The 16,093-nt window shown below is 56.6% G+C and carries 11 protein-coding genes; 3 read left to right on the plus strand and 8 right to left on the minus strand.

Annotated elements, in window-relative coordinates; genetic code table 11:
• Positions 1-37 precede the first annotated feature (37 nt).
• The 5 genes from ligA to J9777_RS05875 form a co-directional block, all read right to left on the minus strand.
• Positions 38-2,137, minus strand: a complete 2,100-nt coding sequence (gene ligA, locus J9777_RS05855; protein ID WP_209348620.1) for an NAD-dependent DNA ligase LigA — start codon at positions 2,135-2,137, stop codon at positions 38-40.
• 102 nt (positions 2,138-2,239) lie between these two features.
• Positions 2,240-2,758: a hypothetical protein gene (locus tag J9777_RS05860; RefSeq protein ID WP_209347815.1), complete on the minus strand. Its 519-nt coding sequence runs from the start codon at positions 2,756-2,758 to the stop codon at positions 2,240-2,242.
• Positions 2,755-4,419, minus strand: coding sequence for a DNA repair protein RecN (gene recN / locus J9777_RS05865; protein WP_209347816.1), 1,665 nt, complete (start codon positions 4,417-4,419; stop codon positions 2,755-2,757). Before recN ends, J9777_RS05860 begins: the two co-directional genes overlap by 4 nt.
• 85 nt (positions 4,420-4,504) lie before the next feature.
• Complete coding sequence (locus J9777_RS05870; protein WP_209347817.1) at positions 4,505-5,152, minus strand: DUF2461 domain-containing protein; 648 nt, start codon at positions 5,150-5,152, stop codon at positions 4,505-4,507.
• 40 nt (positions 5,153-5,192) lie between these two features.
• The gene (locus J9777_RS05875) at positions 5,193-6,008 is read right to left on the minus strand and encodes an outer membrane protein assembly factor BamD (RefSeq protein WP_209347818.1); all 816 of its coding nucleotides are present in this window, start codon (positions 6,006-6,008) and stop codon (positions 5,193-5,195) included.
• A 138-nt stretch (positions 6,009-6,146) separates the two neighbouring features.
• Between J9777_RS05875 and J9777_RS05880 the strand changes: the two genes are divergently transcribed.
• Positions 6,147-6,524, plus strand: coding sequence for a hypothetical protein (locus J9777_RS05880; protein WP_209347819.1), 378 nt, complete (start codon positions 6,147-6,149; stop codon positions 6,522-6,524).
• Entirely contained in the window at positions 6,524-7,432 is a 909-nt protein-coding gene (locus tag J9777_RS05885; protein WP_209347820.1) for a FecR domain-containing protein, read from the plus strand. The genes J9777_RS05880 and J9777_RS05885 overlap by 1 nt, the downstream gene beginning before the upstream one ends.
• A gap of 12 nt (positions 7,433-7,444) precedes the next feature.
• Here J9777_RS05885 and J9777_RS05890 read toward each other — a convergent pair whose 3' ends face one another.
• Positions 7,445-9,709, minus strand: a complete 2,265-nt coding sequence (locus J9777_RS05890; protein ID WP_209347821.1) for an adenylate/guanylate cyclase domain-containing protein — start codon at positions 9,707-9,709, stop codon at positions 7,445-7,447.
• Positions 9,710-9,979: 270 nt separating this feature from the next.
• Between J9777_RS05890 and J9777_RS05895 the strand changes: the two genes are divergently transcribed.
• Positions 9,980-10,804 carry a hypothetical protein gene (locus J9777_RS05895; protein ID WP_209347822.1) on the plus strand — a complete coding sequence of 275 codons (825 nt, stop codon included), beginning with the start codon at positions 9,980-9,982 and terminating at the stop codon, positions 10,802-10,804.
• Between the two features lie 293 nt (positions 10,805-11,097).
• On the opposite strand, the gene J9777_RS05900 is transcribed toward J9777_RS05895, so the two are convergent.
• The gene (locus J9777_RS05900) at positions 11,098-14,130 is read right to left on the minus strand and encodes an SIR2 family protein (protein ID WP_209347823.1); all 3,033 of its coding nucleotides are present in this window, start codon (positions 14,128-14,130) and stop codon (positions 11,098-11,100) included.
• Between the two features lie 142 nt (positions 14,131-14,272).
• The gene (gene lepA, locus J9777_RS05905; protein ID WP_209347824.1) at positions 14,273-16,090 is read right to left on the minus strand and encodes a translation elongation factor 4; all 1,818 of its coding nucleotides are present in this window, start codon (positions 16,088-16,090) and stop codon (positions 14,273-14,275) included.
• Between the last annotated feature and the right edge of the window lie 3 nt (positions 16,091-16,093).

Here is a 16,093-nt window from a genome sequence, read left to right on the forward strand (position 1 = left end):
CGTCTCGATCCTTAATTGGAACGCCGTCTGTACGATATTATCCGGCCGCCTTCACAATGTCTGCCCAAGCCGGCTCGTCGATCACTTCAATGCCGAGCGTTTCGGCTTTCTTGAGTTTGCTGCCAGCACCGGGGCCAGCGACCAGAAGATCGGTCTTCGCACTCACCGAACCGGAGGCTTTAGCCCCCAACCGTTCGGCCTGTGCTTTGGCTTCATCGCGGCTCATGGTTTCGAGCTTGCCGGTGAATACAACCGTTTTTCCAGCGACGGGACTGTCGAGAGTTTCGACTTCATAACGCGGCGGGCTAACCTCGCTCAGCAAGTCTTCCCATACAGCGACATTGTGCTCTTCATGGAAGAAGTCACCGAGCGCTTCCGCAACCGCGCCGCCGATACCATCGATAGACAGGATCGTTTCTTTAGCCTGCTCGGCAACATCCCCGTTCGTGTCGAGCGCAGTCGAGACACGTTCGCGCAGCCGCCTCTCGACTGCGCTCGATGCGAACGGGAGGCGGTCCGAGTTCGCTAGTCTGGCCCAAGCCTCGACTTGTTCCAGCGTATGGAAATGCTTCAGCAAATCGCGAGCTGTCACCGCGCCGACATGCCGGATACCAAGCCCGAACAGCAGCCGCGCGGCATCGGGAGCGCGCTTTTCTTCCACAGAAGATAACAGCTTCTCCACAGACTTATCCTGCCACCCTTCGAGCGCCAGAATGGCATCTTTGCGCTCGTGCAAACGGAAAATATCAGCAGGGCTTTCCAGCCAACCGAGCGCGAAGAACTGATCGATGGTTTTCTCGCCCAGCCCGTCAATATCGAGCGCGCCGCGGCTGACGAAGTGCTTGAGTCGTTCGGTGCGCTGTGCCGGACAAATCAGCCCGCCAGTGCAGCGGACATCGACTTCGCCCTCTTCAGCAACGGCCTCGCTGTCGCATTCGGGGCATCGCTCCGGGAATATCCATTCGGGCCGCTCAACATCGCGCGTGAGATTTTCGACCACTTGCGGGATCACATCGCCCGCGCGCTGGACTTTGACGCGGTCGCCAGGGCGCACACCCAATCGCTCGATCTCATCTCTATTGTGCAGCGTCACATTGGTCACGGTCACGCCGCCGACCAGTACCGGAGCAAGCCGCCCGACGGGCGTAAGTTTGCCCGTCCGCCCGACTTGAATATCGATGCTTTCCAGCGTCGTCTCGGCCTGCTCGGCAGGGAATTTGCGCGCGATCGCCCAGCGCGGAAACTTGGTTTGGAAGCCAAGCCGCTTCTGCCAATCGAGCCGGTCAACTTTGTAGACCACGCCGTCAATTTCATACGGCAGATCGGGCCGGTCGGCGTTGATCTTCGCATAATGCGCCAGCATCGCATCCAGCGTTTCGAACCGCGCGAATAATGGCGAAACGGGAACACCCCATGCCTCCAGCTTACGCACGACTTCTTCCTGCGTTTCGCCGGGAACTTCGGAGGCATCGCCCCATCCATGCGCCCAGAATTTCAGCGGACGTTTGGCGGTGACGCTAGCATCCTTCTGGCGCAGCGATCCGGCGGCGGCATTGCGGGGATTTGCGAACAGCTTGCCGTCCACCTTTTGCTGCGCAGCATTGAGTGCAGCAAAATCGGCGCGCGACATATACACCTCACCGCGAATTTCGAACACGTCGGGCGCATCATCCGGCAATTGCTGCGGGATGTCAGAGATATGCGCGACATTGGGCGTCACATCCTCACCCACCTGCCCGTCCCCGCGCGTTGCAGCGCGAACCAGCTTGCCCTGCTCATAGCGCAGCGAGCAGGACAGACCGTCAATCTTGTCCTCAGCCGTGAAGGCCATCGGCTCGTCATCGGACAGGTTCAGATAGCGCCGCACCCGCGCGACAAATTCGCCGACTTCTTCATCGTTAAATGCATTGTCGAGGCTCATCATCCGAACCTCGTGCGTCACCTTGCTCAGCGGAGACGCCGCGACCGCATGACCGACTTTTTTGGACGGACTGTCATCGCGAACAAGATGCGGAAACGCCTCCTCCAACTCGCGGTTGCGCCGGAGCAGCGCATCATATTCCTGATCCGTAATCTCGGGCGCATCCTTGGCGTGATACAGCTCGTCATGCCGAGCAATCTGCTTGGCAAGGCGCATCAATTCATTGGCGGCATCGGGTTCGGAGATCACTTAAGCCCCCTCTTCTACAGAGGAGGGGATCGAGGGGTGGTGTTGGCCGCAGCGCACTTCATCAAACTCCTAAACGACCCAACGATTCCGCGAGCGGATCGTCTTCCAGACTGAACCGTGCCGTTTCATAATATGCCGATCACCGCCGCCACGCCAATCAAGGTCAACGATGCAATCGCTTGTTGTCGCGCAATCAGCATTCGCGACTTTGAAGTGGCCTGCTTCCTCGCCATTCTGATCATAATACGTTGTGAGAGCGACGAACATACCAAAATCACCTTCTACGGTTTTGCTCGTGCAGTCTGCAACGGGAATGGGCCTGATAATCGTCTGCGACAAGTGCGCTGCTATGCGATCCACACTCAAATCCAGCTCATTCTCGACACACATTACGATAAACCCAAGAGGCGGATCCCGGTCCATCATTTCATCTTCAGAGAGGTATTCCTCCAATGTCCCCTTCAGAGCAGCAGCGACAGCGGCTTCTCTATCTGGCGTTCCAGTTTTCGTAGAAGCAAACGAACTTAGCACACCAAGGCCAGCCATCAGTACCAACAACGAGAGCATCTCGCCCTTGGTCATCCTCATACCCCCTCCAACAAACGATCCGCCTGCGCCCTTGCCTCGTCGGTCGTCTCCGCACCCGACAGCATTCGTGCGATCTCTTCTTTGCGTTCGGCATTACTTAGCAAACGGACGGAAGTGCGTGTCACGGTCCCCTCGGAAGACTTTGCAATCATATAATGCTGTCCGCCGCGTGCAGCCACTTGCGGGCTGTGCGTCACCGCCAGCAATTGCCCGCCATCGGCCAATCTCGCCAAACGGTCGCCGATAGCGCTTGCCACTGCCCCGCCGACGCCGCGGTCGATTTCGTCGAAGATCACCGTTGCCGCGCCGCCTTGTTCGGCCAGCGCTACTTTCAACGACAGGATAAAGCGCGACAGCTCACCGCCTGAGGCGATCTTGTTGAGCGGCGCAAAAGGCGCACCGGGATTGGTGGAGATGAGGAATTCCACGCCGTCCATTCCGCTCGCACCCCAGCGATCTTCGGGCAATGCCTCGACCTGCGTCTGGAATTTCGCTGCATCCAGTTTCAGCGGAGCCAGTTCGGCTGCAACCGCTTTATCCAATTTTGCTGCCGCTTTACTGCGTTTGTCATGCAGCGCTTTTGCCTTGGCTTCATACGCCTCACGCGCGGCCTTTGCGGCTTTCTCCAGCGCACCAACGCCCGCTTCGCCGCCTTCGATAGCATCCAGTTGTGCGCGCATGTCCAGCATCAGTGCAGGCAGAGCATCAACCTCGCAGCGATGTTTCCGTGCGGCTGCGCGCAGCTCAAACAGCCGCGTTTCCGCATCGTCGAGCGCCATCGGATCGTGCGTCAGTTGAAAGCCTGCTTCGGTCAGCTTGTCCTCTGCCTCGCCCGCTTCAATCACCGCGCGGTCGAGCGATTCCAGCGCGCCTGCGAGCAATTCATGCTCCTCGGCAATCCGCTCCAATTTGCGTGCCGCGCTACGAAGCGATGCGAGCGGGGATTTCGAGCCGTCCCAGACCTTGCGCAGATCCTCCAGCTCCCCTTGCAAGCGTTCGCCCTTTTGCATGTCGGATCGCAAGCCCGCCAACTGCGTTTCCTCACCCTCGACAGGTTGCAGTTCTACCAATTCGGCCAGATGCGCGATCAGCAGATCTTCGTCTTCCTTGGCCTGCACGATGGACGCTTTTGCCTCGGCCAGCTTTGCCTCTGCGTCCCGCCACGCGGTCCACGCTTTGCCAACTGCATCGACATTCGCATCGGCATAGCGATCCAGCAGCATCCGGTGGCCGCGCGGATTAACCAGACCGCGATCATCATGCTGACCGTGCAGTTCGACCAGCGCGCCCGCCATCGCACGCAGCAGCGCCACGCCAACGGGTTGGTCATTCACAAACGCCTTGGAGCCGCCATCGGCCTTCAGTCGGCGGCGCAGAATCAACGGTTCGCCCGGTTCAATCTCGACCTCGGCATCGTCGAGGACTTCGCGCAGAGCATCAGGCAGAGTAGCGAATTCAAACGTAGCCGTTGCACTCGCCTGTTCCTCGCCCGCGCGGATCAGGCCCATATCGGCGCGGTTGCCTAGTACCAGTCCCAGCGCATCGAGCAGGATCGACTTACCGGCGCCCGTTTCACCCGTCAGCACGCCAAGGCTGCCCGCAAATTGCAGGTCCAGCGCCTCGATCAATACGATATTACGGATGGAAAGCTGGGTTAGCATTATGCGAACCTTATCGCAGTCCTCCGCGCGCGTCATTACCCCCGCGCGGGCTATTGACAGGTTAGTCCCGAACTTAGGTTACAGCTTACGCCGTCAGCCGTGCAAACCAATCATGCACCGGGCGAAAACGCAGTAGCGATTCCGCCGTATTCCGCGGTCCATCGGGACCAAACGCAGCCGCATGATCCTCATGATCGAACCACACGGTCAGGCCCTTATAGCGCAGCAGATCGCCATGGCGGTGATCGGCATCATATGGTGGTGGTACGCGTTTCAGATCAGCGGAACCGAGCCTAGCGCCATCCGCAAGTTGCTCCGCCAGCATTTCAGCCAGAGCATCGCCCTTTTCGCTATCCATCCACTCGCGGTAACGAGCCAGCGTGGGCTTCTCCCAAGCGAACGCACCCAGACCAATAACAAGCTTGTCCTGCTCCAGTCCCATCATCCATTTCGGGTAATCGGGCGCGCGATTGGCTTCGGATACCACGATCCGCAGATAGGTCTGATACGGAGTCTTGTCCTTGGAAAAACGGATATCGCGGTAGATGCGGAAAACCTTGAAAGTCGTCTCCGCGCCTAAGGCCTCGCTCATTTCAGCGGCCAGCGCATCGGCGAAAATCTCCGCCGGAACTTTCAAATCCTGCTTATAGCGTTTGTCGTTCGCCTTGAACCATTCGCGATTATTGTTCGCCGCGAGGTCTTGAAGGAATGAAACGGTGTCCGGGCTCAGCATTGCGGCGCTCCTTCTACCCCCGAACAATTAGACGTTGAAATCAGGCGTCTGGTGATCTTTTCTGAATCAGTTCAAACGCTTTTTCGTACCATTCATTGCCAGGGTAATTTGCACCCAGAACAGCAGCGTATTTGTTGGCCTCGCCCGGGACGCCCAAAGCAAGGCTGCTCTCTGTCAAGCGGTACAAAGCCTCCGGCGCGTGGCTGGTCGTTTGATAGGTATCGATTACATTCTGGAACCGGATTTGCGCAGCAAGCCAACGGCCCGAACGTTGGTAGTACCGCCCGATTTCCATTTCCTTGCCCGCCAAGTGATCATTCACCAGGTCCAGCTTCAGCCGCGCATCAGCAGCATATTCGGTGGTCGGGAAGCGGCGATTGACTTCGTTCAGAGCTGATAGCGCTTGCTCGGTGATCTTCTGATCGCGCGTCACGTCGCTGATCTGCTCGTAATAGCTGAGCGCGATCAGATAATAGGCGTATGGCGCGTCTTTGTTACCAGGGTGGATCGACAAGAAGCGTTGCGCACTCGCAATCGACTTGTTGTAATCGCGGCCCACATAATAGCTAAACGCACTCATCAGCTGCGCGCGGCGCGCCCATGGCGAATAGGGGTGCTGACGCTCGACTTCGTCAAACAGAGCCGCTGCGAGCGGAGCATTGCCGCGATCAAGCCGGTCTTTCGCGCTGAAATACAGCGTCTCCACATCGCGGGCGATATAGGCAGTGTCGGCACCGTCGCCGCCTCCGCCGCCAAGCGAAGCACAACCGCCGAGCAACATTGTGCTGGCAGCAAGAGCAGAAGCGAGAATGAGTGGGCGCGAACGGCCCCGAGTTTGGCGTGCGGTCGTGATCATGCAAACGCCTATAGCCAGCCACTCGCTGAACGCCAAGTGAAGGTTGACGGTTTTCAGCCCTCATCAGACCATCTGCAGACGCGATTGGTAGATTTTGCGCACATCTGCTATCAGATGGAACATAGGTTGGAGGGCCATGTGAACATTTTTTATCGCCGGATATTGCCGCTTGCTGCAATTGGCATGGCCGTCATCGCCGCACCGATCAGTGCGGAAACGCTCGAGGAGCTCGATGCTTTGGCCGAGATTACCCAAGATGAGGAAGCAGGCATCAGCCTGGCGCAGGAGCAAGCCGGGCGCGGTGAGTTTTTGGAGGCGATTGGTACATTGGAACGTGTACTGGCGAACCACCCGAAGTCTCAGCCGGCCCGGCTATTACACGCGGTTTATCTGTGCCAGATCGATGACCAGATTGGCGGCGCCGCAGAATTGGCGAAGCTGAAAAAGAAGCATTTCCTGGAGGAAACGTGGCAGCGGGCGACCACAATCTGCACTCTGTCGGGGGAAGAGAATTGATGGTTGCCTTCAAAGCTTTCTCGCTCAGAACGCTGGTTTTGACGTTCGCCGCGCTATGCGTGGCGGTCACTCCGGCGGCATCCGCGCCGGTACGCGTAGGTATTGCGGCACTCGTGGTCGGCGATGTCCGGCTCAGTAATGCCAGCATTAACAAGCCGAAGAAAATTGCGAGGCGCACACGGCTTGCTTGGGGCGACACGTTGCAAACCAAAGGTAACAGCAAGTTACAAATATTGCTGCTAGACAGGTCAACTCTAACAATCGGTTCCAAGGCCCAGCTGACGATTGATCGCTTTGTCTATGATCCCGGCAACAGCCGGACATCAACCTCCACAGTGACCAAAGGCGCGTTCCGTTTCATGTCGGGCCGCCGAACCGGCAATTCCACGGCGACGGTAAAATCACCGGTTGGCACAATCGGGATTCGCGGCACCGCGCTGGACGGGATTGTCGGTAAAGAAGCGGTCAAGATCGCCAAAAAAGAACCGTTCCTTGACGGCGTAAAAAGCGACAAGAAAACCGCGACGCTGATCGTTCTGCGTGGCCCAGGTGCGAATACGCGCGGCGGACTGACCCTAGGCCTCGCCGATGTCAGCGCAGCAGGCAAAACTGTCGTCCTCGATCAGCCTACTCTGACCGCCTACATTCCGCGCCCTGGTGCGCCGCCAATTGGCCCGTTCCGCCTATCAACCGGCGGCCTAACAAAGCTTCAGGAGGAGCTTTCACCGCGCGTGACCAACGCCAATAATGGCGGCCTGCTGGAGAAGATCGTTCCCGGGGTGATCGCTGCTGGCGTCGGATTGCTCATATTGACCAATAGCGATGACGACAACGACACCCCGGCCAATCCGACAAATGACACGCCGACCAACTGCGACAATCCGAACAATCCAACGGGCGTTTGCTGATCGGTCAGCCCGCTATTTCTGCGTGGCCTCGAATGTACCATCCCAATCGGCGGGCAAGTCGCCGTCCGCGAGGCCTTCGATCCGCCCGAGATAGGTTTGGCGGAGGGCGGATAGACCAAGTTCTTCGTAGAAGGCACTGAGACGACTCAGTGCGGCAGTTGCGACTGACCAGTCCTGATCGCGATATGCGCTCAAAAATTGGGCGTGGCCTTCAAGGAACTCTGCGAAAGCAGTGCCTGCTGCCATCTCCTCATCGCCGAGCAGCGCATAGATCGTGTCGGGCGCATCGCGGCCGACCACTTTAACGCGGTCGAGTTCGAGCAGAGCAAAACCGTCCAACTGTTCTGCAAGCGCGCTGCCGATCACAATCTTTACTCCATATTGCTTGGTCAGCCCTTCAAACCGCGAAGCAATATTTACCGTGTCGCCGATCAGCGAATAGGACAGACGTTGCTCAGATCCCATATTGCCCACGCAGCAGAGACCTGCATTCATGCCGATCCCGATGCCGACATCATCGGGCCAGATTTGATCGCTCTTGTTCGGCATATCGCGATTCAGCCCGTCCAGCGCTGCGACCATTTGCAGCGCTGCCCTCGCTCCGTTGCGGAACTGGTCTGGATCATCGAGCGGCGCATTCCAAAAAGCCAAGATCGCATCGCCGATGAACTTGTCGACCGTCGCTTTGCGCTCCAGTAGAATGTCGCACATCGGGGTCAGGAAACCGGTCAGGAAGTCGATCACTTCATGCGGTTCATATTGTTCGGATATCTTTGAGAAGCCGCGAATATCGCAGAACAGCACGGTCATCTCGCGCTCTTCGCCACCGAGCTCGAGCTTGTGAGGATTGGCCGCGATCTGCCGCACCATTTCTGGCGAGAGATAGCGGTCGAACGCGTCATGGATGTAGGCGCGCTGCTGCTCCTCTCGCCGAAAGCTCAGCAGCGTCTGCACCGCATAGACCAGCACCAGCGCTAGGATCGGATAGGTCGGGTCGAGCAAATATCGCGCGTTGTCGAATGCCAACCAACTGCCACCTGCAACAGTCGCCGTACCGGTGAGACCGACAATGGCGCCCACCACTGCGCCGACTTTCGGCAGGATCAACGCCAATGCCCCGCCAAACAGGATTATCAGCAAGAACTCTAAGCCGCGCGCCCAATCCGGGCGCTCGAGAAACCATCCGAGGATCATTTGCTCGGCAGCTTGGGCATGGACCATCACACCCGGAACACGGTCATCGCCAGGGGTGGCTACAACATCGCGCAATCCTGCCGCACTTGCTCCGACGAAGATAATCTGCCCGCCGAAAAGCTCCGCCTTCTCTTCGGCTGAGAGATCGGATGAAAGCGCTTGCCATGCAGGGACGGTTCGGCCCGGCACGGTCTCTGTAAAGTGCGACCACAATTCGCCCTCGGCATTGGTCGGTACTTCAAAATCACCGACTTTCACTGACACCACCGCACCGGGGGCTCCGCGGGTTTCGCCGCTGCCATCGCTGGTGGTGATCAGAATCGACTCCGCCTGCTGCGCCACCCGCAATGCCTCGAGCGATAGCGATGGCACCAGCTCCCCCCTATGGAAGAACAGCAACGGTGCGCGGCGGACAACTCCATCTTCGCCCTTGTTGATGCTCAGCGAGCCAAGGCCCGAAACCGATCCTTGCAATTCAGGAAGCGATTGTACCGACCCTTGGTAATCCGGCTGGACCATTGCGGGCGGCGTTCCCAGCCATGCCATGCCCGATGGCAAATCGAGCGCCCGACCGCGCTCCTCCTGCAGCAGGAAATATCCGCCCACAACGGGTGACAGCAGGAAGCTATCCGCCAGAACCGCATCATTGCTCGGCAGGTTTGATAGCGTTGCTACCAGCGCCTCGTTGCCATCATTTGCCGCAAGCTGCTTCGCGACTTTCTCGGGAGAGGTCCGGTCCGGCTCGGAGAACACGATATCAAACGCAATCGCCGCCGCGCCTGCCTCTGCCAGCGTATCAGTGAGCCGTGCAATTTCGGTCCGGGGCCACGGCCACTGGCCGAGCCGCTCGATCGATTCCTCGTCAATATCGACGACCCGCACCGCCGCATCCTCGTATGGCCGCGGAGCCGCGCGTTGATAGGTGTCAAACACCATCAGACCCGCGCGATCGAACCCCGGAATCGCGGCAAATTGCAACGCCGCCACTGCCGCGACGACGAGCAGTCCCGCCAACACCGGCGCGCTTGGTTTGAAGTTCCCTCTCACGGGCGAGAGAGTGAACGTCGGATTGTCTGCGCGCAAGGTCGTTTGTTTGTTTTAGCCTCAAACGCCGGCGGTCGCATCCGCTCCCTTAGGCTTCCGGCCTGACCGGCCGTCGGGCAGTCGCCCTCTGGCTGCCGCGACCAAGAACAGGGCGCGAGATAGATAGCTGGCACCAAGAACCTTGGTCGCGGCAGCCATAGGGCCGACCGGCCCGCCCGAGCGAAAGCGAGGATATCGCGCGCCGGATGGGCGTGCGCAAAACAAAATTTCCTTTTTCCTACTCGCACCAATTCTGCTTCACGCTACCCGATGACCCGCCGCACAGACCTCCGCACCACCCGCATGCCCGTTCTCGCGAGTGAGCTGCCCACCTTCACCCCCGTCCCGCGCCAGTGCAATCGTCACGATGGCTGGACCGAGCAGCGGCAGCGCGACTTTATCGAGGCACTCGCCGACACCGGCTCCGTCCACGCCGCCTGCAAGGCCGTCAATATGAGCCAGCCCGGCGCGTACCAGCTGCGCCGCCAACCGGGCGCAGAGACCTTCCGCGCCGCATGGCAGGCCGCGCTCGATCTGGGCGTGCAAGTGGTCGAGGATGTCGCGATGGAACGCGCGCTCCACGGCATAGAGGTGCCCGTCATCTCCCACGGCAAGCGCTACGGCTCCCGCCGCATCTATAATGACCGGCTGCTGATGTTCATCCTGAGAAACCGCGCACCGGAACGCTTTGCAGAGGGAGGCGGCGCGAAAGGTCTCAACGCCGTTGGCAAAATGGAACTGGAGCGCAAAAAGAAGGAATGGAGAGAGGAATGGGAGGCCGAGCGCTCCAAGGTCGCCGCCGAGGCCAGAGCCAGCTACACCCGCAAATTCGACGCCTTCCGCAAGAGTCACGAGGAAAAGGAGGCCGCCAAAGAGGCCTGCCTGACCGAAGAAACCCGCCAGGCCTTCGCCCACGCCGAAGCCCTAAAGGCGCGCGACCTAGCCCGCGCCGGTCTCGGCCCCGATCAGAAAGCGAGCACCGAGGAGCCAAAGGCCCTACCGCCCGTCCCCACCCGCGAGCCGGAGCGCGAGGAGGAGCCGGAGGTTGAAACAGGAACGAGGATCAGGCGGTTGAAGGATGAGGGGTGGGCATAAGGTAGCGCGAGACTGATGGCTTAGAACAGTCCGGTTCGCGACCAGCGAGCCGCAGGGGCAACCGCCCGCGCGAACATATGCGAGGAAGCAAGCAACAAGAACCACGCACCCCCTCGAAGGGAACCTCCAAATGACCCAACGTCACCTGCCAAACTTTTCAAGAGAGGAAGACCCGCATTCACCCATCGGGCAAAAGCTACCGCCATTGCACGCAAACGAAGTTCCTAATAGACCTTACCCATCGAACCAAACGCGACTAGCGGGTTCGCAAGTGGTCAGAGCATCAACAATCGCTACTTTTCATACTTGTCAACAGAAGAGTCTTCTTCAAGGAATGCCTCTTCATCCATCGCAACCTCGGCCTTCGCGATCATCGCATTGGACGGGTTCTCTTTTCCGAATATTCTCTTCGCCTGGACCGAAGCCACAATCCTCTTAAGCTTTGCTCGGTCTCGCCCGGTGTTAACTTCTTGGCGAAATTGGGCCATCGCAGATAGCAATTTGTAACGCAAATACAGCGCTTTTCTGTCTGTTTTTGAGATTTTGTCAATCGCAAAGACATCCCAGTTATTGGGCTTTGATCTTATCAAACAAGAGAAGTTCAAATAGCTAAGGAAATCGCCATCGTTTCGATCTTTCGACACGCTCTTGAATACCTCGCCAAGTGACTTGGTGCCGATCTTATTTGCAGCATTCGTAACGACCGCCATTGGCATTGCGCTTAGAACTTTCTGCGTCTTTTTTTCCAAGTCTCCGTCAGAATTCACATCATAATTCAGGTTATTAACGAACGCCATGTTATTCCAAACGAAATACTTCCTTGTGGCAATAATTGGGGCGAATACCACGCCTACTCGCATATTGATTTTGTAAGTTTCGTAAATTGCATCCATTGCACGCAACTTCAGCTCGCCACTTAGGTTGCGAGACTCGACTAACGCTTGAATCAATTTGGCTTGATTAAACGAAGCCGTCTGTTCAATCTCGGAAAATTCGCGGATCATAACCGTCTGATCGACCGTTCGCTGCTCTGCAACGATAGATCGCTTTAGCTTGTCAACCTTATCGTCTGGCGCGGGACCGTTGGCGAGTTCATCTGCGATTGGCGTCCATACTTCACCTTGCTCTTTCTCGTCTGAAACCCACTCTAGTAACCTATAGGGGTCGATATTTCGCAATTGATAGGACGCATAAAAATCCGCATTTGCTGTCTCCAAACGTTGTATAAGATCGGTGCAAAGTGCAGTATTGTCTTTGCTCAAGCCAGCGACGACCTCAACCAAACCATCGAGAGCGATGTGTCGCCCTGAAGCAATTTCCGCATGCAAAAGCTCCTTTCGTTGGACGATGTATTGACCTACAAAATAGGCGTAAAATAGCTTGAATTTGAAGTAGTAAACCCCCTTAAAGTTATAGATAAATCGACTCCGCCTCAAATCGCGAAACAGTTCTTCATGATCAAAGTCCGATAGCGATCTTGCCATCTCGTTTCGGCAAAAATCAGCCCAGTCTCGCTCCGTGAAAGCAGTCAAACCCTTGTCGAACAAATTATAGACAAATTCGGCGAGTATATCGATCTTATGATCTACACTGAGAGTTTCTGAGTAAATATCACTCGGTCTTTGCAAGAGTTCTCTTATGTATCTATCTGTTATCTGCAGTCTGTTCAAAGGGATAAAAGCCCCTTCTCGATATATAACGCGCAGGTACATCAGCACATTTGCTGGCGTCAACGGGATGCATAATTCTAAAAGATCGGAGTATGTTTTCTCCACCGCAGAGCTGATTAGATCATTATCTCTAGTGTCATATAGCAACGTCGCAAATCTGCGAATTGACGACCGCCCCAATTGATCAAGAAGCAAATGTACATGAGAAAACGGAAGTTCAGCCTCCTCTATGGTTGAGAAACCTGAGCTACCTGTTCCGCAGATCAAAATGAAGCGCGAGAAATGGCCACTTTTTGACAACTCGTTGATCAACCTTTCATGTTCTACCGGGTGAAAGTCATCAAGAATTAAAGTCGCCCCGTTCGTGCTATCGAATATCTTATGGCTCTTGAGCTTAGCGCTGTAATTAGGAAGCCCTCCGGAGCTCTCTAAGCAAGACTCATTTCCACGTAGTGCGATTTCATACCTCAGTCTTTTTGCTAAGGTTGAGCCTCCGTATTCGTGCGGACACGCAATGAGATACGATTTGTCACTCTGCGCAACGTCTTCAACGCTCGTAATAGCACCTTGCGCCAATTGCCCGCCTTCAAACGTACTTGGCTCCGAAAGCTCAGGTTCGACGTATAGCGGCACCCCTTCAGGCGTTAAAAAAAGTCCTGCTTCTAACTCGTTCTTGGCCGCCTTGACTCTCTCATCTACGGCTGCTGTTGATTCGACTAGGTGCTCCGCAACTTCAACATAATGCTCATCTTCCGCTTGTCCCTTACCTTCGTCCGCAAGCGCCGCAAGAATTTGTGTTAATTTCCGGTGGCCACCATCGCTCGCCTCTTGATCGATCTGATAGAAAATAGGTTCGGCGCGATACCTCTTAACAAAGGTCTGCCGCCTCAGTGTCGAAACGCTTTGATCTGGCACCCCAACTATGGCGAAATGCCTCGCCTCAATCGGTGCATTGCGCAAGAGATTATCCGCAATCCTCGTCAAGAATGGATCAGACCAGCCGAAGCCAACTATTAGTAGCCTGCGATTCTTCCACACCTCTTCAATATTGCGAATGTTTTCTGGCGCCGAGTAAAACTTGCCATAATCTTCACTGGTGAAAATCAATCTGTCAGGCGCAGAGAATGAACCATGCCAATGCAAGATCGGTAGCGCATCAGAACTAAAATCATCGGAATGAAACCACTTGGCAATTTCAAAGGTCTCGTCAGACCGGAATACTCGCGGAAGCCTGTGCGTTGCCCTAGTGTAAGCCACAGAAAGTCCTTGGTCATAGTTCAGCGTCACCAAGCCTTGGAGGTGCAACCCAACTATTAGCTCATGAGTCGGCGTGCAATCGCCCTTGAAGTCGAATATCTCACTTAGTCTTGATCTAAAAATTTCAGTCCCACACTTTTCCTCCAAGATCTGCGCTGTTTCGAGAGGGTCCGTGTCAATTTGAGCGAGTAAGTCCTGCTCCTCTGATGCCAACAGAGAACCGTCGGAACGAGCCTCAGCAACCATTTTTGAAAGCAAACCGGTCCAAGAAGGCGCGAGAGGTATGGAAACTCCTGCACCAGTAAATCCGGTGAGATCGCCACGCTTCTTTCTTCCAAGAAGCCGTTCATAGGCAGCTGTATTTCCCGGATAGACGTCTTCGCAAAGAATTTTTTCCAAACCAACCTCGTTGAGCAATGCTACAAAGATCTGCCATAGGTTAGAAAATGTTAGTTTCGCAATACCAAGTACTTTGAATTAATTAACAGGCTTTGTTCAGGGCTAGTGTTCCGTTGTAAAAATGCGAAATGGCTGAAGAACTTTACTCCTCCCCCATCCTTAGCGCCGCAATAAACGCTTCTTGAGGAATACTTACGTTACCATACTCCCGCATCTTCGCCTTACCCTTCTTCTGCTTTTCCAGAAGTTTCTTCTTCCGCGAAATATCGCCGCCGTAGCATTTTGCGGTCACGTCTTTGCGCATCGCGCTGATCGTTTCGCGGGCGATGACTTTGCCGCCGATGGCGGCTTGCACGGGGATTTTGAAGAGGTGGCGCGGGATTAGGTCTTTTAGGCGTTCGCACATGCCGCGGCCCCTCGCCTCGGCAACGTCGCGGTGGACGATCATGCTGAGTGCGTCGACCGGCTCGTTATTCACCAGAATGCTCATCTTCACCAGGTCGCCCTGACGCAGGCCGATTTGCTCGTAATCGAAGCTGGCATAGCCGCGTGAAATGCTTTTCAGGCGGTCGTAGAAATCGAACACCACTTCGTTGAGCGGCAATTCGTAGGTCACCTGCGCGCGGCCGCCGACATAGGTCAGGTCGGACTGGATGCCGCGCCGGTCCTGACACAGTTTCAGAATGCTGCCGAGATAGTCATCGGGGGTGTAGATCACCGCCTTGATCCACGGCTCCTCGATCACATCGATCCGGCTGGGATCGGGGTAATCGGCGGGGTTGTGCAGCATCAGCTCGCCCGCAGGCTCGGTCTTCGATTTGCCCATCTGGATGCGGTAAACGACCGAGGGCGCGGTGGTGATCAGGTCCAGATCATATTCGCGGGTCAGCCGTTCCTGAATGATCTCCAAGTGCAGCAGGCCGAGGAAGCCGCAGCGGAAGCCGAAGCCCAGTGCGGCGCTGCTTTCGGTCTCGAAAGTGAAGCTGGCATCGTTGAGGCGGAGTTTGGCGATGCTTTCGCGCAGTTTCTCGAAATCGGCGGCGTCGACAGGGAACATGCCGCAGAAGACCACCGACTGGACTTCCTTATAGCCGGGCAGAGGCTCGGTCGCGCCGCCTTTGACGGTGGTGATCGTGTCACCCACGCGGGCCTGTTCGACTTCCTTGATTTGCGCGGTGATAAAGCCGATTTCGCCGGGGCCGAGTTCTGGAAGCTGTTCGATCTTGGGGCGCATGCAGCCGACGCGGTCGATCAGATGCTCGGTCTCGCCGACCATGAATTTGACGTTCAGGCCCTTTTTGATGACGCCGTCGATCACGCGGACGAGGATGACCACGCCGAGATAGGGATCGTACCAGCTATCGACGAGCGAGGCCTTGAGCGGGGCGTCGCGGTCGCCCTTGGGAGAGGGGATTTTGGCGACGACTTGTTCGAGGATATCCTCGATCCCGATGCCCGATTTTGCGGAGGCCAGGACGGCTTCGGATGCGTCGAGGCCGATAACGTCTTCGATTTCGGCGCGGACTTGCTCGGGTTCCGCAGCGGGAAGGTCAATTTTGTTGATGACGGGGACGATTTCGTGGTCGTGCTCGATCGACTGGTAGACATTGGCGAGCGTTTGCGCCTCGACGCCCTGGGCCGCGTCCACGACGAGGAGAGCACCTTCGCATGCGGCTAGAGAGCGCGAAACTTCGTAAGCAAAGTCGACGTGGCCGGGGGTGTCCATCAGATTGAGCTGATAAGTTTCGCCATCCTTCGCGGTGTAATCGAGACGCACGGTCTGCGCCTTGATGGTGATCCCGCGCTCCTTCTCAATGTCCATATTATCAAGGACTTGCTCGGACATCTCGCGCTCACTCAGGCCGCCCGTATGTTGGATTAGCCGGTCAGCGAGCGTCGACTTGCCATGGTCGATATGGGCAATAATCGAAAAGTTGCGGATCTTGGAAAGGTCAGTCATCAC

Origin of the sequence: Pontixanthobacter sp. CEM42, from assembly GCF_017812015.1 — a bacterium.
GTDB lineage: Bacteria > Pseudomonadota > Alphaproteobacteria > Sphingomonadales > Sphingomonadaceae > Pontixanthobacter.

Excerpts from the sequence above, each read along its gene's own strand:
- ligA (WP_209348620.1), bottom strand. The coding sequence starts at position 2,137 with ATGCGCCTTGCCAAGCAGATTGCTCGGCATGACGAGCTGTATCACGCC.
- J9777_RS05860 (WP_209347815.1), bottom strand. The coding sequence starts at position 2,758 with ATGAGGATGACCAAGGGCGAGATGCTCTCGTTGTTGGTACTGATGGCT.
- recN (WP_209347816.1), bottom strand. The coding sequence starts at position 4,419 with ATGCTAACCCAGCTTTCCATCCGTAATATCGTATTGATCGAGGCGCTG.
- J9777_RS05870 (WP_209347817.1), bottom strand. The coding sequence starts at position 5,152 with ATGCTGAGCCCGGACACCGTTTCATTCCTTCAAGACCTCGCGGCGAAC.
- J9777_RS05875 (WP_209347818.1), bottom strand. The coding sequence starts at position 6,008 with ATGATCACGACCGCACGCCAAACTCGGGGCCGTTCGCGCCCACTCATT.
- J9777_RS05885 (WP_209347820.1), top strand. The coding sequence starts at position 6,524 with ATGGTTGCCTTCAAAGCTTTCTCGCTCAGAACGCTGGTTTTGACGTTC.
- J9777_RS05895 (WP_209347822.1), top strand. The coding sequence starts at position 9,980 with ATGACCCGCCGCACAGACCTCCGCACCACCCGCATGCCCGTTCTCGCG.
- lepA (WP_209347824.1), bottom strand. The coding sequence starts at position 16,090 with ATGACTGACCTTTCCAAGATCCGCAACTTTTCGATTATTGCCCATATC.